Source organism: Flavobacterium sp. PL11 (genome assembly GCF_035985025.1).
Lineage (GTDB): Bacteria > Bacteroidota > Bacteroidia > Flavobacteriales > Flavobacteriaceae > Flavobacterium.
In genome coordinates, this window is record NZ_JAXCIA010000002.1 from 1 (window position 1) to 25,195 (window position 25,195).

A 25,195-nucleotide genomic window follows, 5' to 3' on the forward strand; every position below is an offset into this window, starting at 1 on the left:
TTTGAATATACTTTAATTGGCTATTGATTTTTTGTCCAGTTGAGCGTAGTCGAAACGTAAAAATGTTTAGTAATGCGTATAGATCTTTTAGCTATACAATTTACTAGACATTTTTTTTTGGAGCTAATTCTTCTCTGGTCTTTTTGGAATGTTCCAAGTATTTTTACACCACTTCATCTTTGAATATACTTTAATTGCTATTGATTTTTTGTCCGGTTGAGCGTAGTCGAAACCCTTTTTACAACTCATATATTCTCGACTAAAACTTGTCCTGGGCGCAGACGAAGGAGCCTGTCCTGAGCGCAGACGAAGGGCTCGATTTGACAAGAAACAAAACGGTAAATTTAGGATCAGTTATGGCAATAAATTATTGTCGCATTTAGCTGATGTAGTTTAGTTACTTATATGTTCTTGATGTACAACCAGTCAACCATCCTTTACCTTATAAAATTCAAAACTTTTAAAAGATTACATTAAAAACTTATATGGCTTATCTGGTAAAAAACAGCCACATTATTTTCTTCTAATTACTTAGTTAAGTTGTGAATACAAAAAAAAGAGAACCTTTAGCTCTCTTTTTAATCGCCTAACGTTATGTTGTTAGGTAGTATTAAATCATCTTGTTACTCTAATTTGAATTTATTTCCTAATCGCTGATTGACGATTCCCATTCCTACATAAAGCACGGGTGAAATTAAGGTTGCCTGAAGTTCGCCTATATAAACTTTTAATTGTTCATGATTTTTTAGAACGCCAAAAAACCAATCTAATAGTCCAGCAGAAACTAAAATAAACATCCCTCCTAAATGGATAAAATGCCATAACAACGCCATCCACCGCACCTCTATTTGACCTAAAAACTTGGTACCTATTAAATATACTGTTAGCGTCATAGAAAATTTAATCACGTCTCGCGTTTTTCTTTCAAACAGATGCATATTATTGTTTTCAAAAAAATAAAGATGATAACACGTATATAAAATGACGATCAGGATAAACCCAATAAACCATTTTTGTAAAGAATTAGGTTTTTTCAACGTTCACTGTTTTAAAGGTTACACCCTTAGCAAAATAATACCAAAGTATAAAAATCGAAAAATACACCATTATCTTGAATATAAAATGATGTGCAATATCAAAGTAAGTGTTGTAATGCAATAAAATAGCAACTAAACCAGCACAACGAAATATATTAACGAGATGGATAATCACTAGTCCATAAAAGCCAAATAGCAATTTCCGTTTTAAAGTAGCTGGTAAGGCGATTATAAATAGTAAATAAAGAACTAATAGTTGCAGTCCATTGCACACATCAGCAATACGCATTACCACCCGTTCCTGAAAATAGATATGGCTTGTCTTACCTACAAAGGATTGACCTTCAATTTGATTCTTTGTTATTAAAAATTGTGCGTGAAAATCATCAGATTGATAGAGCTGATTAAGTACCCATGCTGAACTCTTACCCACAAAATCAGTCAGTGGCTGATCGATTGTTCTAGGTTCATATAAAACAAAATTATAAAGACATTGCCAGAAAATAGAGAGCAAAGCAGCTTTTAAGATAAAAACCCGAATAGATTTGGGAAAATGCTCTAATTCTTGAACAATAATAGTCTTTAAACTTATAGCCAAATTTTTCATATAAAGTGTGTTAAACTACTAAATGGAATAATAAACAAAATCCCAATTGCGATAACACAATTGAGATTTTATTTTGATCTACTTTTTTATACCGTACTATTACTATATTTCTTGCGAATAGCATAATAACCTACCGCTGCACTTACAAGCACAAAAGGCAGAATCCAATCATCTACAGGAGCAGCGGGAGTGGTACCGGAAAAATCATTATCTCCTGTTAAATTATCATTAGGATTTTGACCTCCAGGACCTTGCGCAAATCCAATTGAACTTGTCACTACTAAAAACAGAGTGAGTATTGCTTTTCTTAAATTATTTTTCATTTGTTTAAATTATTTAATGTAGAATTATTTTTCTACGGTTTAGTAAATTACTTTTTTAGTTACTACTTTATTCGTGTCAGTGGTAACTTGTATGAGCAAGGTTTGTTCGGCTATAATTAGGTTTTTTATAGTAGTTGTAGTGGAATTCACTGTTTTTTGCTCTGCAATTAATTGTCCTGATAAATCAAATACTTTTACATTTTTGATAATAGCAGTTCCTGCATTGATGTGTAATGCACCATTTTGCTTATAGACATAAATCGCATTTTCATTAGTGGTTAGATCATCTAAACCAAGAGTTGACGCTGTTTTATATGTTAATTTAAAACGATTATTAAAAGTTCCTACAGCAGTAGTAAAGATGTATGCTGTACTTTGTAAGTTTGTTTCAATACCCGTAAGTGCATCCACTAGAAAAACGCTTTGCCCTTTGTCAAACAAACCTTCTACTTTGTCTTTAGCAATCGTATAATCACCTGCAACATTTGTCTTAAAGTTTAGTGACACTACATCAGCATCGGTAAATTCTGGACGACCTTGTATCACATATTCTTCGTTGTCAATATCCGAAGTCAAAGCGATTGGGCTGTCATTTATATATTTACCGTCAATGCCCATATCAACCCCTGTAGTAGCACCAGCCATATAGGCTATCAAAATCTGGTTTACCGCATCTTTTCCTTTAGAAAGATTAATCCAAATTTTGTCTTTTTCAGATTTTGATGTAGTTCTTAAAAAAGTTGCTGTATTAGCTGTACGCATTGCATTGGTAAATGTAATGGTTCCTGATGTTGGGGGCGTTGTAATAAATCCTTGACCTACAGCAATACTTCCACTAGGAGTATATCCGCCATTGGCAACTTCACCTGCTAAAGTGTAAGTAGCATAGGAAGATCCACCGTTTGTACTATTTTTATTTCTCCAAAAATAAAGTGTACCTATTCCAGTATTGCTATTTATAAATTTAGTGGCATCAATAGCTGAAGGGTATGGATTTCCAATTGCGTTATACGTCCCACCTTCAAGACCAGTTAAACTGATTGTCCCATTATTTAAAACTCCCGTAAACTGCCCTTTGAACACTAATTGCGTAGTTCCTTTAAAATAAGTAGAACCGGTCCCTAAGCTAGTAGGGTTTTCATTTGGCATTCTAATCAAGTATCCTTTTCCTAAAGAAAATGGAGTAGAGGCAGCATTTTTCACACTGTTGTATAAGTTAGTAAGTGCATTATAGGTATAAAAACGAATGTTAAGTTCTCCAGCGTTACTTGTAAATGGTGAAAAAGGAGCTAAATACGCATTTGGATTGCTTACCGGTGATGACCACAAGGTATAATCCAATCTAAATAAAGGATTACTGTCGCGTTTTACTACCGCATTTCCAGTGTTAAGAACGTCGCTTATTTGAATTAAATTGGCACCACTCTCAATCACTAAATTGTTTTCGCCAGCGTTATTAATCACTTCATTAGTTACCGTTAGGCTGTGTGGTGAAGAAAGGATTAGGGACGCTGCCTCGTTTATGCTAACTTTCTTAGCTGAAAAACCGTTTCCTACTGTTTTAGAGTTATACGCTCCAGCAATGATCGCCTCAATAGCACTATCAGGCGAACCATGAGACCATGCTGTGCCGTCCCATGTTGTGGTTCCTATAATAGTTAGTGTTCCATTTACATAGGTAAAGTTATAATTATTAGAAGTGGCATAACCACGAGGAGTAACAGCATAAGTGCCAGCAGTTTCGCCTGTTTGACGCGTAAAGGCAAGTGTACCATTTAAATTACTTTGGGTTTCATTATTAACAAAGCCTGAATAGGAAACAGAATATGCAGGTTCAGTTCTACCAGTCATCTTAAACGTGTCATTAGCAGTTACGGTCAAGGCTGCTTTGTTAATACTAAAGTTTACCGTTTTTTCATCGATATAATTTCCAGCTCCTGTTATCGTAATGGTTGCTTCTCCAGCGTTGATATTGTTTATATATTTTGTAATAGTATAATCAGTATTAGCCAGCAAAGTTTTGCTTCCGTATTGTACTACTGGCGTTGGTGTTTGTGATAAACCACTATACAATACTCCAGCCATTGGATTTACTGTAATGTCAGTAGAAACTGATTTTCTTGTAATATTCAAAAATCCTGCGCTGTACGTAATTGCATAATTAGGAGCTGATAAACCGCTAGCCGTAATAGCATAACCGCCAACATTCTCACCTGGAAATCTAGTAAAAGCTATTGTTCCTGTTAAAACTGATGACGAATCACCATTTACATATCCGGTAGTTGTGGCCGTGAATGTAGGATCAACCGTTGCAAAAACCTTTGTAGTCCAATCTACTGCAACCGCAAGAGGAGCAGGATTAATACTAAAGTTTGTTGTTCTAGTGCCACTGTAGTTTCCAGTTCCTGTGATTGTAATGGTCGCAGTTCCTGCATTTTTATTGTTGGCGTAGGATAGACTGTAGTTAGTGTTATTTACTAAAGTAGTCCCATTTTTTATTACCGGCAATACATTTTGAACAACGCCATTATAAGTTACTGGTGAAATTGGATCTACCGCAAGATCGCTAACTGACTTAGCTGTGATGCTGAAAGTTCCAGCTGTATAGCTTATCGTATAATTAGCAGAAGTATAACCTGCAGCCGTTATAGCATAAGAGCCAACATTCTCGCCTGCAATTCTAGTAACAGCTAGTGTTCCTGTTAAGTTAGCTCCGGCAGTCTCGTTATTTACAAAACCGCTATAGCTTACTGTCAATATAGGATCAACTTCGCCAAAAACTTTGGTCTTGTTGTCTGCAACAATGCTTAACGGAACAGCTTTTATGACAAAAGTTATAGTTCTAGTAAGGCCATAATTACCCGCTCCATTAATAGTGATGGTCGCCGTTCCTACATTTTTATTGTTGCTGTAGGTCAAGGTATAATCCTGATCTTTTGTTAAAACGGTAGTTCCTTCTTTTACAATTGGCTCTAAATTTTGTGACAATCCATTATAATTTACATCTGCTAGTGCAGCAACCGTAATATCTGTGGCAGCAATTGATTTTTGAGCATTGGCAATCATAAACTTAGTATTCTGCAAGGCGCCAGTATAACCAGTATAGGTTAAAACGTTTGTGCTTTCATCGATAACAGTATTGGCTGCTGGAAGTGACTTCCAAACCCCCAATGTCGTATTATAAACATACAAACGCTTGTTTGTAATTTGTGTCGTTTCTAAGCTCTCCCCCCAAGAAAAGGTTAAATCATGCACATCAGCCGCCACTGCATCTGCACTTGACAGGGTCCATTGTAGCGGTATAGCTGTATAAAAAGGATGATTCATTTGCGTTAAGCTCGCATTGTAGGTTTTGGTGGTGTTTTTATTCACTACCGCTACATCAGCCTTCGTTCTATTTGTTGCAACGAGCACATCCATATAAAAGTTTGCCGTGGTATTAATAGCCACATCGCGCACTTCATATTTTGACGTGCTATTCTCCATTAATACTTGACGCGTTGCAGGAGCTACGTTATATAATGACACCCCTTGTGGCAGTGACATTGTATTTGCAGCAGATCCAGCCATTTTTACACCACCCACCGAAGAAAAAGTACTAGCAGGTTGTATATAAATAATTTCACTTCCCTTAGAAACAAAGCTTTGGCTAAAGACAAAGTATGGGAAGAATACTAATAATAAAAATATTTTTTTCATATTTGTCTGTATTAATTTCCTAGATAAATAAACATGTTCACACTTAGTGTTTTGGGTTTCAATGTTAGTGCCGTACCAGACCCACCCGATGCAACACTTACAGTATGCGTATGAGCACCAGTTGTATTAGAAGTAGTTATAGGTATATCTACAAGATGTTGATGATTTCCTATGTTTGCAGAATCTGTAGTAAAGGAATGACGATAATTAGCGCTGTTTTGAATGACTAATTGTTGAGGTGCCGCATATACGTTGAGCTGATCAGATGATTGATCATTATTACCAGAAGGCCAAGTATAACCTCCATTCCTTGTTTGGACCAAACCCAACTTACCATTTCCTGTGCCTCCATTTGCATTGTGTGTATGTCCGTGATCTCCAGCAGTGCTTACGGAGTAATTGCTATGAGTATGATTGCCATTATCAAAAAGATATGAATTAGGAGCATCATAACTATGTTTATGACTACCTGCAGAAGCCGCTGTTCCTGCAAATGCTACACTGGGAAGGTTGGCAACTGCTATCGTTGTGCTATTTTCTTGCACAGATCCAATTGTGGTAGTACTTTTTAATAGATAGGTGTTAGTAGCATCAGGAAGTTTAGTAGTGATCCCTAGTGTTGTAGCACGGCTTTGTTGTGCTGTAGTTAGATTGGATATTGACCTGCCATCTAGGCGAAACCAACCCCCGTGATCAGTGGCTTGAATTCCTGATTTAATATCTCCTAATTTTGCTTGAGAGCCATAGCTATTCCAGCTTGTACCATCATAAAACAATAAATCGTTTAGTGTGGTGTCAAAAACATGTAAACCAGTTGCTGGTGCTGTTATATTGTTACGCTCTGTAGTGTTCATTCTAGGCAGTAGCATACCTTTGTTAGTAGATGCTACTTCAACTATTGACGATGTGGCCGGATTGTCTGTCCCAATACCTACTTGCGCTACAGCCGAGGAGATGCCTATTAAAAAGAATATCGGGTATAAAAGTGTTTTCATAGTAGATGGTATTAATTTCCTAGATAAATAAACATATTTACGGCCAAACTTTTTGGCGTAATAGTGATAGCACTGCCGCTCCCTCCAGAACTAACGGTTACAGAGTGGGTATGTGTATCAGCTGCTGTGGTACTGGAGGAAGCAAAGTCAACATAGTGATCATGACTTCCATCAGTAGTGGTATAAAAGGTGTGATTATGATTCCCAGCTTCATCAATAACCAAGGCCTTTGGTGCAGTACGTAAATTTGGTTCTTTGTAGTCGGAAATGTCAGAGTCTACATTGCCATATTGCGTATAGTTACCATTAGAAATAACTAGACCTTTAGCACCATTAGCTTGCCCACCACCTGCATTACCGCCATGTGAGTGACTTCCTTGATAGTCTGTATTCCCTGTATGTCGATGATCACCCCCAAAAGTGGAATAAGTATTACTTGGGTCTGCTGTATGGCTATGATCTCCTGCAGATGCTGCCGTGCCAGAAAAGTTTACACTAGGTAAGTTAGCCTGTGTTAAAGTAGTTGTGTTAGACCCAGTTACTGCTCCAAGAGTACCGCCTGCTTGAGATAAGTAGGCATTAGTAGCATCAGGCAAAGAAGTGCCAATAGACAGTGCTGTGGCTCTTGCCTGTTGCGAAGTGGTTAAGCTACTTTTAGTTCTTCCGTCTAATTTTACCCATCCATCATGATCTGCAGCGTGCAAGCCTGATTTGACATCGCCAAACTTAGCTTGTGCATGATTGACCCAGCCGATACCATCGTGGAAATAGAGTAGTTTTACGCTAGTATCATAGACAAACAATCCCTTCACAGGTGCTGTAATATCATTACGTTGTGCAGTAGTCATACGTGGCAACAACATCCCCTTTGTAGTTGAGGAAACCTCTAACATTGCAGAACTCGATGGGGTAGCGGTTCCAATACCCACTTGTGCATAAGTGGCTGAAATCATTGTTAAAAAAGCTAGCTGTAATAATATTTTTTTCATTTGTGAATATTTTTAATATTGAACTTTTATGATAATAACTGATCCTTTTCTAGCTAATCTAATTTCGAATAGCGTTTATTTTCTCCTTGGCAATAGCGTTCTTAGAAATGTAGCAAAAACGTTTACTTTACTTTAACATTCTAATAGTAGTACGGTGTGCAACAATTATTAGTAGTAACAGCATTTTTGTACTGATTACAGAAAATGCTACTATACTGCATCAAGCGTCGCGGTTGTTCACTAAGCCCGCTATAGCTACTAGATACATGCCTCTTAAATAGCGTCTCGGGTAGAAAAGTTTTTTTAGATCAGATAAAGTTAATTGCCTAGATAGATAAACATATTTACGACCAAACTTTTTGGCGCAATATTAAGAGCGGCTCCACTTCCTCCAGAATTAACGGAAACATCGTGTGGATGAGCGCCCATTGTGGATGTGTCAACGGCAGCAGGGTCAACAACGTGATAATGAGATCCAGCAGGGTCTGTGGTAAAATTATGGCTATGATTCCCACTGCCATCAATCACCAATGCCTGTAATCCATCAGACCAAGCTACTTCGCCATACGTTCGATCCCCACTACCGCCGATTGTCCATTGACCATCTACATAAGCCAAACCTTTTGCATTATTACCACCGCCTGCGTTAGTTGGATGAGAGTGCTGCCCTGCGTTATCTGTACGTCCTGTATGGTAATGCGATCCCTCAGAATATGAATACATAGCAGCAGGATCTATAGAATGCTGGTGATTTCCTGCAGATTGTGCCGTGCCAGAAAATGTTGCAGCTGGCAAATTAGCTACCGCTAGCGTAGTGGTGTTAGAGCCTGTAACTGCGCCAAGTGTACCGCCTGTCTGCGATAAGTAGGCATTGTTAGCATCAGGCAAAGCACTACCACTAAACAAGGCATTTGCTCTTGCTTGTTGTGAAGCGGTTAATGTAGTTTTAGCTCTACCATTTAATGCCACCCACCCATCGTGATCTGCAGTTTGCATCCCTGATTTAATATCGCCATACTTGTATTGAGTTGAATAATTGATCCAGCTCGTGCCATCATAGAAGTATAACGATTTAAGTTCTGTGTCATATACCTGTAAACCATCTACAGGCGTTCCAATGGCTGTGCGCTGTGTCGTTGTCATTCGCGGAAATAGCATCCCTTTTGTGGTTGATGATACCTCTAGCATCGCAGAGCTCGATGGAGTTTCTATTCCAATGCCCACTTGCGCGTAAGTGGTTGACATCACTGTTAAGAATGCCAATTGAAAGAAAAGTTTTTTCATAATTAATTTTTGTATTAGATTGTGGGGATCGCGGTTTTTTTGTTCCTAAAAAAATGGGCAGGTTGCGACCCATTGTGTTTCGCAAACAACAGTAGAAAAAGTAATTTTCCAATTTTCATAAATAATAAATTTTAAGTTATACTAGTAATTTTTATTCTACAGCGTTCTATTTTTACACGATAGACGGCGTAAAGTTTGGACAAAATTATAGCATTTCAAACCTAAAAAAAATAGACAGCGAATAGACTTTTTGTAAAGTAGTATAGACAAACGCAATTAAATCAGCCGGTTGAATCATGAAAACCGTGATGATGGCGTTTTTACGGATATTAGTTATTTAGTTATGCAATTACTGCTAGCCATAGTTGAAAGTCAACTTCCTTGTCTAGTTGTAGTTTTTTTACAATTCGGTATTTTTTAGTAATGACACTTTCTGGACTAATTTGCAAAAGATGTGCAATTTCCTTATTGGTAAGATTTAGTTTTAACAAATAACAAAATTCAAATTCACCCTTAGTCAATATTGGATAATTATTTTGTAATACTGAAACAAACGTTGGATTAATTGTTTGAAATTGTTCAATAATATTGGTGTAGTTTCTCTTTATTGGCATCAAAACTTTTCTAGATTTATTTCCCTCTGGCACAACTTCTGAGTTGCGATGTAGTTTCTCCAGAGGTATTTCTATCAGTAAATTATTTTGTACTTGCTCTACTAATCTTTTTTCTAACAATTTAATGTTTACTTGCTGCTCACTTATGATACTTTGTACATCGTTAGCGCTGGGCTGTTGGTTTTTTAGACGATCAAAAGTCACGCTAAAATCAGTATTTTTGCTTTTAGATTTTTTATACAGTACCATTCCCGCCATAATCCCCATTATAAGTAATAAGGTTAGAACGATGCTGGTAGTAGAGCCAAAGGATAAAAATTCTTGATCAGAATGGTTATCTTGTTGTAGGTTTTGATTAAAATGCTGTGGCTGTAATTCTTTTATTTGAAAAATATTATTTTTTTCCTTGATCAAAAATTTCAGATTGGTTACTTTCTCTTGACTGCTTGTTGTGGTGGTCACATCATTAGTCAATCTAGCGTATTTTTCTTTCCATTGGTAAAACTCCATTTGATCATAAGCAGAAGTTAACGAAATCAATTTCTTAAATTCATTATTTTCTGTTTGTTTTTTAAGTCGCTGTAAAGTAGTACTATCCTTTACGGCAAGTAATAAATTGCCGTATTGTGTTACTGTTAGCACCGTACGGATTTGATCGTACTGCAACCCGTATGCTATTGCCTTTTTATATTGTTGTCTTGCTGCTGGATAATTGCCCAGGAGTTCGATACATTTTGCCTCTCTGTCAAAAGCGAATAAGAGCAGTTCTTTATCATTAAATCGTTGTAAATTTGGCATTGCTCCTTGTATCAGCTGCAAGGCTACTTTTGGTTGTTGTAATTCTAAATAAATATCGGCGATGGTTATTTGCACTAAATAAAAATTATAGAGATCACCTAAGTCTTTAAACACGACTGCTATTTCTTTAAAAATTTTCAAAGCCTGTGGCATATTCGCCATTTTGACATATAAGTTCCCTAATTTTTGCTTCTCAATAGCGATTTTTTTGGTTGGAATAGGGTTTTCATTTCCCCAGATTTCAATGCTTTGAATAAGGTTTTCTAAGGCAGGTTTATACCATTCCTTAGCCGAATAGCAGGAAGCCAGCTCACCATAAATAGTGGCTCTAGCGGTGTTGTATTTTTTTTCATCAGCGATAACGAGATTTGATTCTAGTAGTGCAATCGCTTTATCAATTTCGCCTCTTTTTTTATAAATGACGGCAATATTGGTTTGTGTCCCTACATATCGCCGAGCGGTTTTATTGACTAAAGAACTTGATTTTTTAAAGTAGATCAATGCTGAATCCATCTGTGTTTGCACAGCAAAATAAACTCCTTTATTGTTTAAAATAATGCTATATACACTGTCTTTTTGATCTTTAGCGCGCTTTTCTAATTGATCTAATTCCATTTTAGCCTGTGTTGGATTGCTAAAAATTAAGCCATACGCTTTATCAGTCTCTGCTATAGAAACTTGATTTTGCGAATAACCAATAGTGACAATTATTAATAATAGGAGTGTGAGAAAATTATTCATTATTATTTTGTAGGATAAAAGCGGGCATGATTTAGAGCTAAAGCATTTTTTTATTTGATAAATTTATAACAGACATAAATTCTTAAGCGACACAACAACTTTTTATTAGTAAAAGTGGCTTTTAATAATTGCTAAGTTGCAAGAATCCTTTGTTCTAAAACACATACATGCAAGATTAAGATCATTTTGTGTTTCTAATTATTAGTAAACGGTTAGTAAGATTTTTCATTTATAACTATATAAATATGAATACGTAATGATTTTTAGGTTTCCAAAACAAATCGATCAAAGGTAATTAAAATCGATTATATGCTAAAAATATAATATAATTTTTAAAAAACAAATTTTAAAATAAAAAATAGCATTCAAAAGATCATTATAAAATAGGAGCGTCCTGCTTGTGGACCATAGGAAATAAGTTTTATTGTTGCGTTAAAAATGGCGTTTTGTTTGAAATATATTTACTAAAAAGTATAGGAAAGCAGCTGATTAGTAATATGTGATTTATTTCGAAAATTAAATGAATGTATCTATTGAATTGATTTAAAGTCAATATCATTATTATTATTATTATTATTCATTTTTGTGATTTGATGACTTTTAAACTTTCGCCTGTTTAAACAGTATGGAGATTTTTAAAACTTAACAATAAGTTTACTTTTAAAAATAAGCTTTAAAGTAATTGTGTTTTAAATTCACTATTTCATTTCTTGTAAAATCTAGCCCTTCGTCTGCGCTCAGGACAGGCTCCTTCGTCTTCGCTCAGGACAAGTTCCTTCGTCTGCGCTCAGGACAGGTTTAGTTGAGATTATATGACTTGTAAAAAGGGTTTCGACTGCGCTCAACCGGACAAAAAAGCGATAGCCTTTTCAGTATTTTCAGAGATGAAGTGGTAAAACAAAGGAAGTATCTACACAAATCTTGTAGCGATATTGCCGCTTACTACAGCCAGCTTTAACAAACCCAATATATTTATTTTACAAACTAATCCAGCTTACTCTAATTACTATGATAACAATAGTAGTTTGTCATACTGACGAAGGAAGTATCTTCACAAATCTTGCGGTTATGCAAATGCTTCAAATAATTAAATTAATAAAACAACTACAGTAAATGTAAATTTTACAGCTAACGATCATTATGTAATAGCTCAAATACCTGTAGTAAATATCTATAAAATAAAACTTAACAATAAGTTTACTTTCAAAAATAGGTTTTACACTATAAAACTAAGATTTTTGCAAATCATCAGAATTTATAATACCATAATTATACTATTATATAATGATTGTTTACTTCATTTAAGTAGGTAAAAATGATTATTATATAAGAATTATTAAAAATTTTGAAATAAAAGTATTGGTTTTTTAATTATAAAACCTAAATTAGCTTTTTTTAAAGTTTTCGCGATTTAATTATAAATAGGAAATTATACTGTAGTTTTTTTTCTTTCTACAGTTTTCATAAATTCCTTTCCTGTTAATTAAGACAATGTTTAATATATAGAATCCCATAAATCGCAATCTTTACTGTCATGGGATTATTAATTTGAAATATTTGAATATGAGTTTAAGAATAATTGTATTACTAGTTTTAATAAATACCAGCGTTCTGTTTTCACAGCAAAAAACTAAAAAACATATCATAGTAAAAGGAGAAACCATTTCGAGCATTGCACAAAAATATGATGTTAAGCAAAATGCAATATTTAAATTAAATCCAAAAGCTAAAAATCTTTTAAAACTTAATTCCGTTCTACTTATTCCAATCGCTTCAGATAACAGCGCCCTAAGCAAGGCGACTGAAAAATCAAAATCTACTTTAATTGTTTATACCAATAATACGCAACAACATGAGGTGAAAGCTAAAGAAACACTGTATGGAATTGCAAAACAATACGGAACGTCAGTTAAAGAATTAAATCTAATCAATTCAAATATAAATTTAGAAGATTTAAAAATAGGTCAAAAAATTAGTATACCAGCAAATTCTTCGATCTCTCCAATTGTAGAGGTTGCAAATAAACCAAATTTACAAAATCAACAGTTAGCAGCATCTCCAACTGAGTCACCATTGTCTCCTATAGAATGGGAAGTTTTACCTAAAGAAACTAAATATTCTATTGCTAAAAAATACGGGATAAGCATTAAACAATTTGATCATGCGAATCCTAATATTGGAGTAAAAGCATTAAGAGTGGGTCAAAGAGTAACGATTCCAGTATTGTCTATAACGAATGCAGGTGTCGCTACTGCCTCTCCAACTGTAAGCGATAAATCAAATATAGAAGTATCGTCAAAAACTCCCTTATTTTCTGCAAATATTTTGGGTGATAGTAATGAGATAGCGCTGTTAGCTAATCGGAATTTACAATCCATTACTAGAGAAGTTTTACCTAAAGAAACAAAATACGCCATAGCAAGAGAATATGGCATCACAGTTAAAGAATTAGAAGATCAAAATCCAGAAATAAAAGAGTTGTTATTAGTAGGTGTCAGATTGAACATTACTGCGCCAAAAGTAGCAATTGCTGAAAGTATAATTTCAATTAATGGTGAAAGTAGTGATCATATTAAAGCATCTAAAATAAATTTCAATACTAATTCAAAAGCTGTTTTTGATCACGCCTTTTTTGATGAATTAATAGAACGTGCTGCAGAAAACATTGGAACAAGATACCGAACTGGAGGTACTACTAAATCAGGATTTGATTGTTCAGGTTTAATGCTTACGACATTTGGAGCTTTTGATATTGTACTTCCTAGAACGTCACGCGAGCAATCTAGCGTTGGGACTAAAATAAATACCGATGAGGCTCAAAAAGGTGATTTAATATTTTTTAAAACAAATGGCCGAAGACACATCAATCATGTAGGAATGGTGGTAGAAGTTAATGCCGATGAAATTAAATTTATTCATTCTTCTGTAACAAATGGTGTCATTATTTCATCTACTAAGGAGCGATATTACGGCAAAAATTTTAGTCAAATTAATAGAGTAGTTCAATAAATTAACAGTAAAGATAAATAGAAACGCCTCATTATTTGAGGCGTTTCTATTATATATTAAATCTTAATTTCGCCCTCTGTACCACTTACTAAATTAGTACCTGTTACAAACGATGCAGCCATTTTTAAAATATTTATCATACGATTGCCATCGGTATCCCAGAAATAAGCACTTGATGGTGTCACTTTTATAAGTGAAATATTAGGATCATCTTTCCCTTCATCAAACCAAATTTTCACATCAGGAGTCCATAACTCTTCAATTTTTTCTCGATCGGTGGTTATAGTTGCATCGCCATTGACTACTACGTAACTTCCTTTACCAGGATGTGCAAAGAATAGTTGAACTTTTGGATCATTAAGGATCTCTTTATTTTTTTCGCTGTCTTTTTGGTTAAAAAACCAAATATTACCTTGATCACAAACTTTTACAGCACTCATTGGTCTTGTTGTTGCTCCATCATTAGTCTTTAGATCTGTGCAAAACAGACATATATTTATAGCTTCAACTAATTCTTTTAATTTGTCTATTCCTTCAATTGTATGTTCACTTTGGGTATTGCTCATAATAGTTGTGTTTATAAATGTTTATTATTATTTTTTACTTTTCTCAAAGTACTCAAAATCAATTGCAAAAAGCATTATACAATTTATTTTTAATGTTTCATTTTTCACATATTTAAAGTAATGAGTGAGGATAAGTAATTTGAAGAAAATAATGATACTATTTTTTACCATATAAGCCATGTAAGTTTTTTTATATGTTCAGCGTTTTATAAGGATAAAAGATGGTTGATTATTAATAAATTGAGAACATATAAGTAAGTAAAGTACAAGATGTACATACGGTAGTAATTTGTTCCCATAACTTATAAGTCACTAAGTAAGGAAGTGTATTAAAAAAATGTAATACCTATTGTGTTTTAAATTTACTGTTTTGTTTCTTGTAAAATCGAGACCTTCGTCTGCGCTGAGGACAGGCTCCTTCGTCTGCGCTCAGGACAGGTTTTAGTTGAGATTGTATATAAGTTGTAAAAAGGGTTTCGACTGCGCTCAACCGGACAAAATCAGTAGGCTATCATAATAGATTGAAATATGAAGTGGTGTAAGTAATTTGAAGAAAATAATGATGCTATGTTTTACCATATAAGCCATGTAAGTTTTTTTATATGTTCAGCGTTTTATAAGGTTAAAGGATAGTTGATTAGTTTTAAATTAAGAACATATAAGTACGTAAAGTACAAGATGTACATACGACAAAAATTTGTTCCCATGATTTTAGAAGATCATCAGCAATAATATTTTTAAAATTTGTCAATCAAATGCAATAATTTTATGTTAATTAATAACAGCAGTTGTCATTAATAATTTAGTTTTGATTCAATTATAAAAAATGAAATTTATGAAAAAAATAATCTTTGTAGCATTAACGTTTTTAGTTGTATTTAGTAGTACTGCGCAAACCAAAGCTACGGTATCCTTTCAGGCTGATATAGCAAATAGAAACTCGGATGCAATAAGCTTTTTAGATAGGAATAATGGAAAGGAAATTAAAAAAATAGCGGTTAATAAAGATGGAAATTTTAAAGATTCTTTTGCTGTTGAAGAGGGTTTTTATATGCTATTTGACGGTAAAGAGTATACGCAATTGTTTCTGAAAAACGGATATGATTTAAAGCTTAAAATGGACGCTCAAAAATTTGATGAGTCTATTGTTTATGTTGGAAAAGGAGCCATTGAAAATAATTTATTAGCTCAAAACACAGTGAATGATGCTAAGTTTGATTATCAGTCGCTTCTTGCATTACCTGAGCAAGATTTTTTAGTAAAAATTAATGCTAAAAAGGAATTAGATTTAGAGGCACTGACTAATAAAAAATTAGATCCAATATTTGTTTCGCTGCAGAAAAAAAACATAGAACAGTCTGTACTTGGTTTGACTAAATTTCATCAAGAAGCGATGAAGACTAATAAAATGAATGGCACTTTATCACCCGCATTTGATTATGATAATTTTAAAGGGGGAAAGACAAAATTAGAGGATTTTAGAGGCAAATATGTTTATATTGATGTGTGGGCAACATGGTGTGCACCTTGTCGCGCAGAGATTCCGTTTTTAAAGAAATTAGAGCAAAAATATCATCAAAAAGATATTGTATTTGTAAGTCTTTCTATTGATCAAGCTAAAGACCGTGAAAAATGGAAAAAATTTATTCAAGACAAAGAATTAGGTGGTGTTCAAGTTTTTGCTGATAATGATTGGAACTCTCAATTTGTAAAGGATTATAATATAACTGGAATCCCTAGATTTATCTTAATTGATCCCAAAGGTAATATAGTAAAATCTGATGCTCCTAGACCATCCAGCCCAACTATAGAAGCTGAATTTGACGCCCTTTTAAAGTAACATTTAATGGTACGTTTTACCATTGTATTTATAAATAAAAAACCGCCTGAACATAGTTTTAGGCGGTTTTTATTTTTAATGGCGATAGTGGATGTACTGATAATTCTATAATGAAATTATTGCATGAATGAAATCAATAATTTATCAATATGATTAGATATTAGATACTATTTTTTATTTCTTTTATCCAGTCCATTACATTTCCTTTATTAGTATCTATAGCGATACTTTGATTGTCATAAGGTTTATAAGTATCAATATTAGCACGTGAAAAAAGACCAACAGTTGGTGTCATTGATGCGCTTGCTAAATGCATAATTCCGCTATCAGCGCCTATAAATAATTCTGTGTTTGCTATAACTGCTCCAATTTCCCTAATATCTTTACTATAAAATGTAGGTGCTTTAAATTGAATTTGTGAAACATTCTCAACAGGTAAAATTTCAACTATGTTATAGTCCTTAAATTCAACTAATAAGGTATTATAAAAAGTTTCCCACCATGTTACCGAATAACATTTATCTGAAGTTGCAAAAGTGAAAATACAAATTGTTTTTTTATCATTATTTACCAATTTTTGAATAATGTTTTTCCCATGTTGTAGTTCTGCGGGATCAAGTTTTAAATTTAAAGAAGGGATTTTATTATTATTTTGTGGAAATCCTAATTGCATTAAATAATTTCTAAAATCATAAACAGGAAATTTGGCGATATGTTCATAGTCTAAAAATTGTTTTTGTAAGGCAAGATCAAGCTCTCCAAAAAATTTATACTTTGCGTTCGCAAATTGAGCTGACAATCGGCCAGAAGATGAATTTTTATCTACATTGATGACAAGATCATATTTTTGATTTTTAATTTTTATCCAAACTTTAAAGTAAGCAACAAGATTGTCGAAAGGCTTTTTTGGAAGTTCAATTATATTATTAATATTCTTATAATTTTGAAATACAATTGGCGCCAAGCCGCCTTTTACAAATAAATCAATTTTAGATTCTGGAAACGTAGCAATCACCTCTTCAACTAATGGAGTAATTAATAAAAGATTCCCTAATCTATGGTTTGGTCTTGAGATTAGAATACGATTGATTTCAATTTTTTTAGATAGATCAATCTTTTCAATTTGCCGAGAACGACCAATATTTTTTGTCAAACTTTTTGTTATTACTCTTCTAAATTCATTTACTTTTTCTAAAGCGCTCATTGATGTTACTTTAATTTTTGTGTATAATTTCTACTTTTGTGTACAAATAGATGTTGGTTTTAACGAAACTTGAGGTAAAGTTAAGTCCTAATCCTTATTTCTGTTTTATTTAAATGCTTAAATTAAAAACGATTGTATGTTTTAAAACTATTTATAGTTATGTAATTTTTATTAATACTCAAATGATCTTGATGGCAGGTAATTACAAATAATAAATGCCATTTAAGTTTTAAAAGCGATATTGTAAGGCAAAGGCAAATTTATACTTAACCTATTTAAAAAAGACAAATAAATTTTGTTTTTTTACTTTTCAAAATAGTTATTTCTATTGTCATTTTAAATAGTTCCTACAATCTAGATTTACAAAGGTGCAATGCGCAGTTACATAATTTGTTTTTTATTAATCGATAGTAATTGCACAATAATCACCTTATGATTTTACCTTGGGATTACACTAAATTATAATATATTTTTGCAGAAAATCAATGCTTTGTTGATTGAAAATTCTAATACTTAAGTTTATTACTGTTTTTAAATCAGGCTATTTCTCATAAATTGCTGCTTTGAACATACCCAATAATTAAAAATTGTTGTGACTTAGAAATTATTTACACTTTTTTTATCGATTTAAATAGCTTTGAAAGAAGGATTATAAAATAGAATTGATGTAAATTAGAACTTAACTGATAATTAATACTTGGATTTTGAAAACTAGCTAAAATAATTTGCAATCTTTGGACACTTAAAAATAATATAAATATGAGCACCACTAAACTAACAATTAATCGCAATGGATCTATTAAAATAGAGGGCGATTTCGAAATAACAGATTGTGAAGGTAATACATACGGATTAGAAGGAAGACAGGTTTTAGGTCTTTGTCGCTGCGGATTGTCAGTAAACAAACCTTTTTGTGACGGTTCCCATCGCAACGCGTTTGAACACGAACCAATAGCATTTAACTTGCCTCCTATGAAAACGAAATAGATTTCATTGTATCTATAACATAACAAAAGCTAAATCTTTACAGATTTAGCTTTTGTTGTTAAAAGAATGATCATTTTAAACTTTTATAGTTAATGAAACACTACATTTATTTTGCTCGCGGTTAATAAAAAAAATAGAACTATTTAATTATCTAAGCAATAGTTGATACCTCATTAAGATAAAATAATAGTTATTTTCTCGCTATTCCAAACATTCCAATACTATTTTTTATTATCTTTTTTAAGTTGGATCAAAGGCAACCTTGAGTAAAATTTTAATTGATTTGTTGTTTTTAATTTAATGATCCTTCTATTTCAAGTTCTTTACGATAGGTATTAAATTTTTCTTTGAATGCTATTTCAGCTTCTTCTGGAAAATCAAAAGTAAAAACTAAACTTGTTTTTTTATCGTTATTATCGATTCTTTTCTTTTTGTATTCTTGTAACCAATTATCATAATGTTTAATAAATTCTTCGGCATGTGGTATCAATTCTATAGGTAGTAAAAAACCTTTTTCGAGTAGTAATCCTAAAATGGTTTCGTTACATTCTTTTAATATTTTCTCTCTATATTCATTGTTGGCATCATACTTTAGGAGAGTGAGTTTACTCCGTATTAATTGAAGCCTGATAGGTGCCAGTAATTCCTCAAGTGATCTAAGTTTAAAGTTAAACCGAGCATCAAAAAAGGTTGCTCGTTTGGCAAATTCTTCTTCAATGGTTTTTTTCATTCGTTCCTCTCTCTTAGTAAATAAATAGCCTAAGAATCCAGAGATAAAAAGGGTTTCTATGAAAATTTTAATAATTAATTGAGTCACTGTTTCCATTATTTTTAATTTAGATTATTAATTTGAAGGAAAGCATAGATGGCGCTATTGTCAGAATTTCTTTTTTCGAAATAGCTAAATTTTTATTTATTAAATCTTTAATTACCTAGATTTCTCATAACCGATTAATGCTATTAGCGTACTCTTTCTAAATTGTATATTGATTAGTGAAAAACCACTAGTCAATATACTTTAAAAGGTGGATTAACGAGATGTGACAAAAACGTATAATTTTATAGAGTTACTACCTATTTTTTGTTGTAATCTTAAAAAAGAACTTCTAAACAATTCCAAAGGATGAAAACGTATCCCTTGTAATGTTGATCCGTTACGCATTTAAATTTAAAGCTTTTGAAATGAACTTCACTTTGTTGTGATATAATCAAGAAACTTTAGTATACCATAAGAGAACCAGTGCCTTCATCTCCCGCGTAAAACAGCCTTACTCTGATTATGTATTCGCGACCTTTAATTAGTCGCATATTAATTTTAGCATTATAATCCCTTCCGCTATCATCATCACCTGAAAGATATATTTCAGCTATAGCTGTTTTCTCTAACAAAACCATTACCATATCCATAGTTCCAAATGTTTCGATCGTATATTTTCGGGAACGAGTTGGTTTAAAGGTAAAGTTCTTCTGTTGGCCAGGTTTTACATTTATCGGTTTGGATTGATTCAGTTCTAAACGGATATAATCAGCTGGGACAAGTGGTGGATAAAACTTTTTGATAAACTCTTTGTCTTTTGCCGAGAGTCCACCTGCAGGGGTAATGCCATTTTTAAATGCTGTAGGCGAAAGAATTAAACCAGCACCAAATGGATAATGCATAATCGAATTAGGATCATGTGTTGATCCTTCAACTTCGCTAATAGGTAATTTGCGGATGATGTTATGAAATGTTTTTATTCGTGACCAGTTATTTGGTGGCTGAGCCAAGGCATTATAAACCGCTTCTTCATTCCATACAATTCCTGCAAGAGGATTTTGGTGCTCGTGCGGGCTGCCAAGTGTATGGCCTATTTCATGAACTGTGGTATCGACATCGGATGAAATATCCCAACCAAAATTCATCGTTCTTTCATTAGGTGATGGCACTGCATCAATAATATCTCTTCCTACATAAGACCAAGCACCATCGCCACGTAAAAAACCAATACGTATCTCAGCCTCATTTCGGTCATTCGTTTCCTCGAATAGTAAACCAATTCCCTCTTGCTTCCATACATCAAATCCTTTTTTTACGCTGGCTATTTGTGATGCTGTACCTTTCCAACTTGACGGAGATCCATCTGTTCCTCCATTAAAAAAGTAATATTTGAGTTTTGTTCCATTGATCCATTTTTTCATGACGAGTTGGATCATTTCCGCTCTATGCATTCCTACCGAAGGTGAAAACTCCCTTTCTGGTAATTCAACTAATGAGCAGTAATGCGGTGTTTTTACAGTTGCATCTTTACTTTTTTTATCCACTGATGCTGTGGATGCTGCAGTTTTTGTTGTTGCCATGATTTTAATTTTTAGAAAGTGAATATTTATTTATAGGATATTAATCTTCCTGGCCGTATAATTAGAAACAAAATAGCTGAGATAGAGCAATCTCACATTCTTATTTAAAATTATTAAATAATCAAAAAATTAAATTTTTTGCAAAGGTCAATAATGCTTTTTATAATCCAATTTTGTGATCTAAAAAGAAATAGTTCTTAACCTATTAATAATGTAAAGCAGTTATTTAGAAAGAATTTCTTACCTATTAATTACGAAAAAAATTCGTTAATTCTATTAGAATCTAATTCACTTATGTGCAACATTTGCATGCAACACTTATGAGGAACGTGAATAAGATTTTGATTCAAATTTTGCTGTCTATTTGGGGTAAATGGTGACAGATATTTTTTATAAATTATTTTAACAAGGTAATTAAATAGGTAATAAAAACAACTTTTATATTTTAATACTACTGTAATGATTTACCATTTTAAATTATGCCACAAGATAACTTTCGATTTAATTGCTTTCATTTGTTCATTTAAAAACTGAGAATTTTTAAAATCTACTATTGTAAAAGTTCATTTAGTTTTTACACTAAATAAACCTCATTTGACCAAAGTTTAATAAATATAATGTAAATGTAGTGGTTTTGCAGAATACAAAACATTTTTTTTTAAATTTAACTTACTGATTTCTAATAGTTTGAATTCGAAACTTATAAAAAAGATGGTTTAGGAGCTAGATTAAGAAAAGAAAATATAAACTTGGCATTAATAGATTAGCGTCGTTAAAATTAAAAATTTGGGAAATTAATAGGCTGTAAATAGTAATATAATAGCTGTAGAGGCTCGTTTATTAGTTTTTTTGTAATCCAATAATTAGAATCTCATTGCATTTTTATAATACTCCTGCTGATGAAACAGGCTTCAGAATGTACTGTAATAGTTTATCGTCGGCGGTAGATTTCCTAATTGTTTACGATATGAATGTTATTATTATAAATTAAATTTTCATTTTTTCTTCGTTTAAATAGCCTTTTTTTAGCATTTTATGCGTATATACTGAATATTTTACATTCAAGTAAATAGTAGTTTTATAATGTTTCATTTGTTTTAGTAATTTCGCTATATTAAATTGAAAATCAATTTTTATTATTCTTAATCGCTAATACAAACAACATATTCCTTTAAGAAATACATGTTATTATGATTTTCAGCTGCTTGTTGCTATCGCACAAAGAGTGAAAATTGTATCAGTAATGACAGATTATAGAGCTCTTACACAGCGACCACCAGAGATTTTCAGTTGGATACAAACTATATTACTTAGTGCTTTTCCTGCCATTACTTATACAAAATATTGTTAAACCTACTTCTTAATTACTTCAGCAAATATTGTTGTAATATCTTAAATAGTATTTCTTTATTAATTGGTTTTGTAATAATATCATTGCATCCTGCGTCTAATGCTTTAGTTTTATCTTTTTGCAGACTGTAAGCAGTAAGCGCAATAATTGGTATGTTTGAAAAGTCATTGCGTATTGCTCTTGTAGCATCAAATCCGTCCATTACAGGCATTTTTAAATCCATTAATATAATGTCAATCGCTGGGTTTTCTTTGATTGCATCTATTGCTTCTTGCCCATTTACTGCATTTATAATTTTGCATTTTGAAAGATTAAGCATGCTCATTGTCATTCTCATTCCAGTGGTGTCATCTTCAACAATAAGCACTGTATTTGCGGAAAAATCAGGTATTAAAAAAGAAGTGTTTTCTTCTGGGAACTCAATTATTTCATTTTCGACTAAATTGACTGGGAATGAAAAGGTGAACTCTGTGCCAATACCTGGCTCTGATTCAACCTTGATTGTACCGCCCATAACTTTGGCTATCTTTAGAGAGATGGCAAGACCTATGCCTACGCCTTCATAATTTCGGGCGTGTGTATCATCTACCTGCCTGAAAAACTCAAATATTATTTTTAGTTTATCTTTTGGAATCCCAATGCCTGTATCTTTTAATTTAATAGATAAATAGTTGTCTTTTTCCAGTGTCACTGTTAATGATATTTTCCCTTCAGGGGTAAACTTTACTGCATTTTTTATAATATTTGACATCACTTGTATCACTTTCGGACTATCGGTGATTATTTTTTTTGTAATAATAGCACTGTCAATCTTGTATTCTAAGCTTATAGAATCACTTTTCTTCGATTCCGATAAAATTTCTTGCAGTTGCTTTTTTAATTCAACATAAATATCGCGGATCAAGACATCTTGCTTGCGTATCTTTATTTCAGATTGCTCAATCATAGCAAGGTCAAAAATATCTTCGATGATATTTAATAGGTGTGAACCACTTTTATGTATTAATCTTGAGAACTCTTTTACTGTAGCGTCTTCTGTGATATCAGGAATTAAGCTACTTAATCCAAGGACATGATTTAGTGGTGTGCGAAGCTCATGGTTCACGGTAGCCAGGAATGCTGATTTTAACCGGTCGCTTTCTTCTGCATTTAATTTAGCTTCCAAAAGTTCACTAATAAGCTTTTTATTATCTGAAATATCTTGAGTCAAATTTACAAAATGTGTTATTTGACCATTATTTTTTATTGGAGATATTAAAGATTTGGCCCAGAATATGTCGCCATCTTTTGTTTTATTTCTTAATTCTCCTTCCCATATCTTTCCTGCTAGTATAGTATCCCATAATTCTTTGTAAAATGATGTAGGCTGTTTTCCTGAATTCAAAATGGAAGGATTTTTACCTATAACCTCGTGTGTTTTAAAACCAGTTGTTTTTTCAAAACTAGAGTTGACATAAGTGATTGTGCCATTTATATCAGTAATTAAAATGTTAACAGGGCTTTCTTTAACTGCTACAGTGAGTAGTTTTAATTGTTGTTCATTTATTTTTCTTTTAATCGCATTAGCGATAATATCAGCAAACAAATTAAGTAGTTGAGCGTCCTTTTCAGACCAAAGATTACTTGATAAAACATTATCAAATCCAACAAACGCTTTTAATTGTGTTTCACAATATATAGGTAAAACCAGCACAGATTTTACATACTGGTTCTCTAATATATCTTTTTCTGCTTTAGCATCAGAGGACATTAAAGAAACATCAGGAATGTGAATAATTTCTTTGTTATAAAGTTTATTCATCCACCATGGGAAAATGCTTAGCGGTAAATTCTGTAAGTTATCTATTTCCGCTGAAACACCTTCACCACACCATTCATGAGTATTGCTCATGGTTTCTTTTTCTGCATCTAGCATAAATAAATAAACTCTTGATGGCTGAGTTATTGCAGCCAGTTTTGAAAAAGATTTTATTATTGAGGCATCAATATCAACACTATGAATGAACTCAGATGAAATTTCACTTAATAGACTTTCAAGTTCTAATTTTTGATACAGTTGCGCTTCAGCTTGTTTTCGCTCTATTATATCTTGATGAACACCAGACATAAGTAAAGGCTTGCCGTCATCAGTCCATTGTGCAACTTTACCAGTGTCAAGCACCCAGACCCAGTGGCCGTCTTTATGTTTTATTCTTACTTCACATCTGTATTGAGCAGTTTTCCCTTCAAAATGAGCATTTAACAACTCATTGGATTTTTGAAGATCATCAGGATGAGTCAGTTTTATCCAAGTATCTATGCTAATTGGAGACAGTTCTTTAAGAGTATATCCTATAATTTTGACCCATTGCTCATTCACATTTGTTTCGCCGGTCTGAACATTCCATTCCCATAAACCCATTTCTGTATTATGAATTATGGTAGTCAGCCTTGAATTTTCGTTAATTTTATAAGTTATATCATTGAAAATTACCACTAAATAATTCTTTTCCGGCGAGTAGGAATGTACACTATAATGATTGCCTAAAGCTTGGGAGTAAAGCTCAAAGTTTTCTGCGCTGTTTGGTGCAATTTTTTCATAAAAGCTTGTCGAGTCGAATTTAACTTTATCAATTTTGGGGATATCTTCTTTAACTTTTTTCCCAATGATATTATTTTTTTGCAAGCCGCTAAGATTTTCGAAGGCCTCATTTACCTCGATAAATTCATAATCGACTGGAGTACCATTTTTATCCAAGACAATTTTAAGTAATGCATAGCCAAATGGGGCGCTAGTGAAGATTTTTTCTTTGTTTATCATTTTGATTTAAAAAA

Annotated in this window: 16 protein-coding genes; 3 read left to right on the forward strand and 13 right to left on the reverse strand. The window is 32.9% G+C overall.

Annotated elements, in window-relative coordinates; genetic code table 11:
• Positions 1-623: 623 nt before the first annotated feature.
• From RCH18_RS01590 to RCH18_RS01625, 8 genes are all read right to left on the reverse strand, one after another.
• Positions 624-893, reverse strand: a complete 270-nt coding sequence (locus RCH18_RS01590; RefSeq protein ID WP_326935012.1) for a hypothetical protein — start codon at positions 891-893, stop codon at positions 624-626.
• A gap of 130 nt (positions 894-1,023) precedes the next feature.
• Complete coding sequence (locus RCH18_RS01595) at positions 1,024-1,644, reverse strand: hypothetical protein (RefSeq protein ID WP_326935013.1); 621 nt, start codon at positions 1,642-1,644, stop codon at positions 1,024-1,026.
• A gap of 86 nt (positions 1,645-1,730) precedes the next feature.
• Positions 1,731-1,967, reverse strand: a complete 237-nt coding sequence (locus RCH18_RS01600; protein WP_326935014.1) for a hypothetical protein — start codon at positions 1,965-1,967, stop codon at positions 1,731-1,733.
• A gap of 39 nt (positions 1,968-2,006) precedes the next feature.
• A complete protein-coding gene (locus RCH18_RS01605; RefSeq protein ID WP_326935016.1) occupies positions 2,007-5,666 on the reverse strand; it encodes an MBG domain-containing protein in 3,660 nt (1,219 codons plus the stop codon).
• 11 nt (positions 5,667-5,677) lie between these two features.
• Positions 5,678-6,661 (reverse strand): hypothetical protein, encoded by a 984-nt coding sequence (locus RCH18_RS01610; protein WP_326935017.1) that lies wholly within the window; start codon positions 6,659-6,661, stop codon positions 5,678-5,680.
• An 11-nt stretch (positions 6,662-6,672) separates the two neighbouring features.
• The gene (locus RCH18_RS01615; protein WP_326935018.1) at positions 6,673-7,650 is read right to left on the reverse strand and encodes a hypothetical protein; all 978 of its coding nucleotides are present in this window, start codon (positions 7,648-7,650) and stop codon (positions 6,673-6,675) included.
• A gap of 318 nt (positions 7,651-7,968) precedes the next feature.
• Positions 7,969-8,934, reverse strand: coding sequence for a hypothetical protein (locus RCH18_RS01620; RefSeq protein WP_326935019.1), 966 nt, complete (start codon positions 8,932-8,934; stop codon positions 7,969-7,971).
• Between the two features lie 341 nt (positions 8,935-9,275).
• Positions 9,276-11,087, reverse strand: coding sequence for a hypothetical protein (locus tag RCH18_RS01625; RefSeq protein ID WP_326935020.1), 1,812 nt, complete (start codon positions 11,085-11,087; stop codon positions 9,276-9,278).
• Between the two features lie 1,563 nt (positions 11,088-12,650).
• On the opposite strand from RCH18_RS01625, the gene RCH18_RS01630 reads away from it, so the two are divergent.
• The gene (locus RCH18_RS01630; protein ID WP_326935021.1) at positions 12,651-14,096 is read left to right on the forward strand and encodes a LysM peptidoglycan-binding domain-containing protein; all 1,446 of its coding nucleotides are present in this window, start codon (positions 12,651-12,653) and stop codon (positions 14,094-14,096) included.
• Positions 14,097-14,152: 56 nt separating this feature from the next.
• Here RCH18_RS01630 and RCH18_RS01635 read toward each other — a convergent pair whose 3' ends face one another.
• Positions 14,153-14,662, reverse strand: coding sequence for a pyridoxamine 5'-phosphate oxidase family protein (locus tag RCH18_RS01635; RefSeq protein ID WP_326935022.1), 510 nt, complete (start codon positions 14,660-14,662; stop codon positions 14,153-14,155).
• 835 nt (positions 14,663-15,497) lie between these two features.
• Between RCH18_RS01635 and RCH18_RS01640 the strand changes: the two genes are divergently transcribed.
• Positions 15,498-16,502 carry a TlpA family protein disulfide reductase gene (locus RCH18_RS01640; RefSeq protein ID WP_326935023.1) on the forward strand — a complete coding sequence of 335 codons (1,005 nt, stop codon included), beginning with the start codon at positions 15,498-15,500 and terminating at the stop codon, positions 16,500-16,502.
• 160 nt (positions 16,503-16,662) lie between these two features.
• Here the strand turns inward: RCH18_RS01640 and RCH18_RS01645 are convergent, their stop codons facing one another.
• On the reverse strand, positions 16,663-17,706 hold the full coding sequence (locus RCH18_RS01645; RefSeq protein ID WP_326935024.1) for a glycosyltransferase family 9 protein: 1,044 nt from the start codon (positions 17,704-17,706) through the stop codon (positions 16,663-16,665).
• A 759-nt stretch (positions 17,707-18,465) separates the two neighbouring features.
• Here RCH18_RS01645 and RCH18_RS01650 point away from each other — a divergent pair.
• Complete coding sequence (locus RCH18_RS01650; protein ID WP_326935025.1) at positions 18,466-18,693, forward strand: CDGSH iron-sulfur domain-containing protein; 228 nt, start codon at positions 18,466-18,468, stop codon at positions 18,691-18,693.
• A 292-nt stretch (positions 18,694-18,985) separates the two neighbouring features.
• Here the strand turns inward: RCH18_RS01650 and RCH18_RS01655 are convergent, their stop codons facing one another.
• The 3 genes from RCH18_RS01655 to RCH18_RS01665 form a co-directional block, all read right to left on the reverse strand.
• Positions 18,986-19,519: a hypothetical protein gene (locus tag RCH18_RS01655; protein ID WP_326935026.1), complete on the reverse strand. Its 534-nt coding sequence runs from the start codon at positions 19,517-19,519 to the stop codon at positions 18,986-18,988.
• 392 nt (positions 19,520-19,911) lie between these two features.
• Positions 19,912-21,030, reverse strand: a complete 1,119-nt coding sequence (locus RCH18_RS01660; RefSeq protein WP_326935027.1) for a M12 family metallopeptidase — start codon at positions 21,028-21,030, stop codon at positions 19,912-19,914.
• A 1,364-nt stretch (positions 21,031-22,394) separates the two neighbouring features.
• On the reverse strand, positions 22,395-25,181 hold the full coding sequence (locus RCH18_RS01665) for a PAS domain S-box protein (RefSeq protein ID WP_326935028.1): 2,787 nt from the start codon (positions 25,179-25,181) through the stop codon (positions 22,395-22,397).
• Between the last annotated feature and the right edge of the window lie 14 nt (positions 25,182-25,195).

Excerpts from the sequence above, each read along its gene's own strand:
- RCH18_RS01640 (WP_326935023.1), top strand. The coding sequence starts at position 15,498 with ATGAAAAAAATAATCTTTGTAGCATTAACGTTTTTAGTTGTATTTAGT.
- RCH18_RS01665 (WP_326935028.1), bottom strand. The coding sequence starts at position 25,181 with ATGATAAACAAAGAAAAAATCTTCACTAGCGCCCCATTTGGCTATGCA.
- RCH18_RS01650 (WP_326935025.1), top strand. The coding sequence starts at position 18,466 with ATGAGCACCACTAAACTAACAATTAATCGCAATGGATCTATTAAAATA.
- RCH18_RS01655 (WP_326935026.1), bottom strand. The coding sequence starts at position 19,519 with ATGGAAACAGTGACTCAATTAATTATTAAAATTTTCATAGAAACCCTT.
- RCH18_RS01615 (WP_326935018.1), bottom strand. The coding sequence starts at position 7,650 with ATGAAAAAAATATTATTACAGCTAGCTTTTTTAACAATGATTTCAGCC.
- RCH18_RS01600 (WP_326935014.1), bottom strand. The coding sequence starts at position 1,967 with ATGAAAAATAATTTAAGAAAAGCAATACTCACTCTGTTTTTAGTAGTG.
- RCH18_RS01610 (WP_326935017.1), bottom strand. The coding sequence starts at position 6,661 with ATGAAAACACTTTTATACCCGATATTCTTTTTAATAGGCATCTCCTCG.
- RCH18_RS01620 (WP_326935019.1), bottom strand. The coding sequence starts at position 8,934 with ATGAAAAAACTTTTCTTTCAATTGGCATTCTTAACAGTGATGTCAACC.
- RCH18_RS01630 (WP_326935021.1), top strand. The coding sequence starts at position 12,651 with ATGAGTTTAAGAATAATTGTATTACTAGTTTTAATAAATACCAGCGTT.
- RCH18_RS01595 (WP_326935013.1), bottom strand. The coding sequence starts at position 1,644 with ATGAAAAATTTGGCTATAAGTTTAAAGACTATTATTGTTCAAGAATTA.
- RCH18_RS01590 (WP_326935012.1), bottom strand. The coding sequence starts at position 893 with ATGACGCTAACAGTATATTTAATAGGTACCAAGTTTTTAGGTCAAATA.
- RCH18_RS01605 (WP_326935016.1), bottom strand. The coding sequence starts at position 5,666 with ATGAAAAAAATATTTTTATTATTAGTATTCTTCCCATACTTTGTCTTT.
- RCH18_RS01635 (WP_326935022.1), bottom strand. The coding sequence starts at position 14,662 with ATGAGCAATACCCAAAGTGAACATACAATTGAAGGAATAGACAAATTA.
- RCH18_RS01660 (WP_326935027.1), bottom strand. The coding sequence starts at position 21,030 with ATGGCAACAACAAAAACTGCAGCATCCACAGCATCAGTGGATAAAAAA.
- RCH18_RS01625 (WP_326935020.1), bottom strand. The coding sequence starts at position 11,087 with ATGAATAATTTTCTCACACTCCTATTATTAATAATTGTCACTATTGGT.
- RCH18_RS01645 (WP_326935024.1), bottom strand. The coding sequence starts at position 17,706 with ATGAGCGCTTTAGAAAAAGTAAATGAATTTAGAAGAGTAATAACAAAA.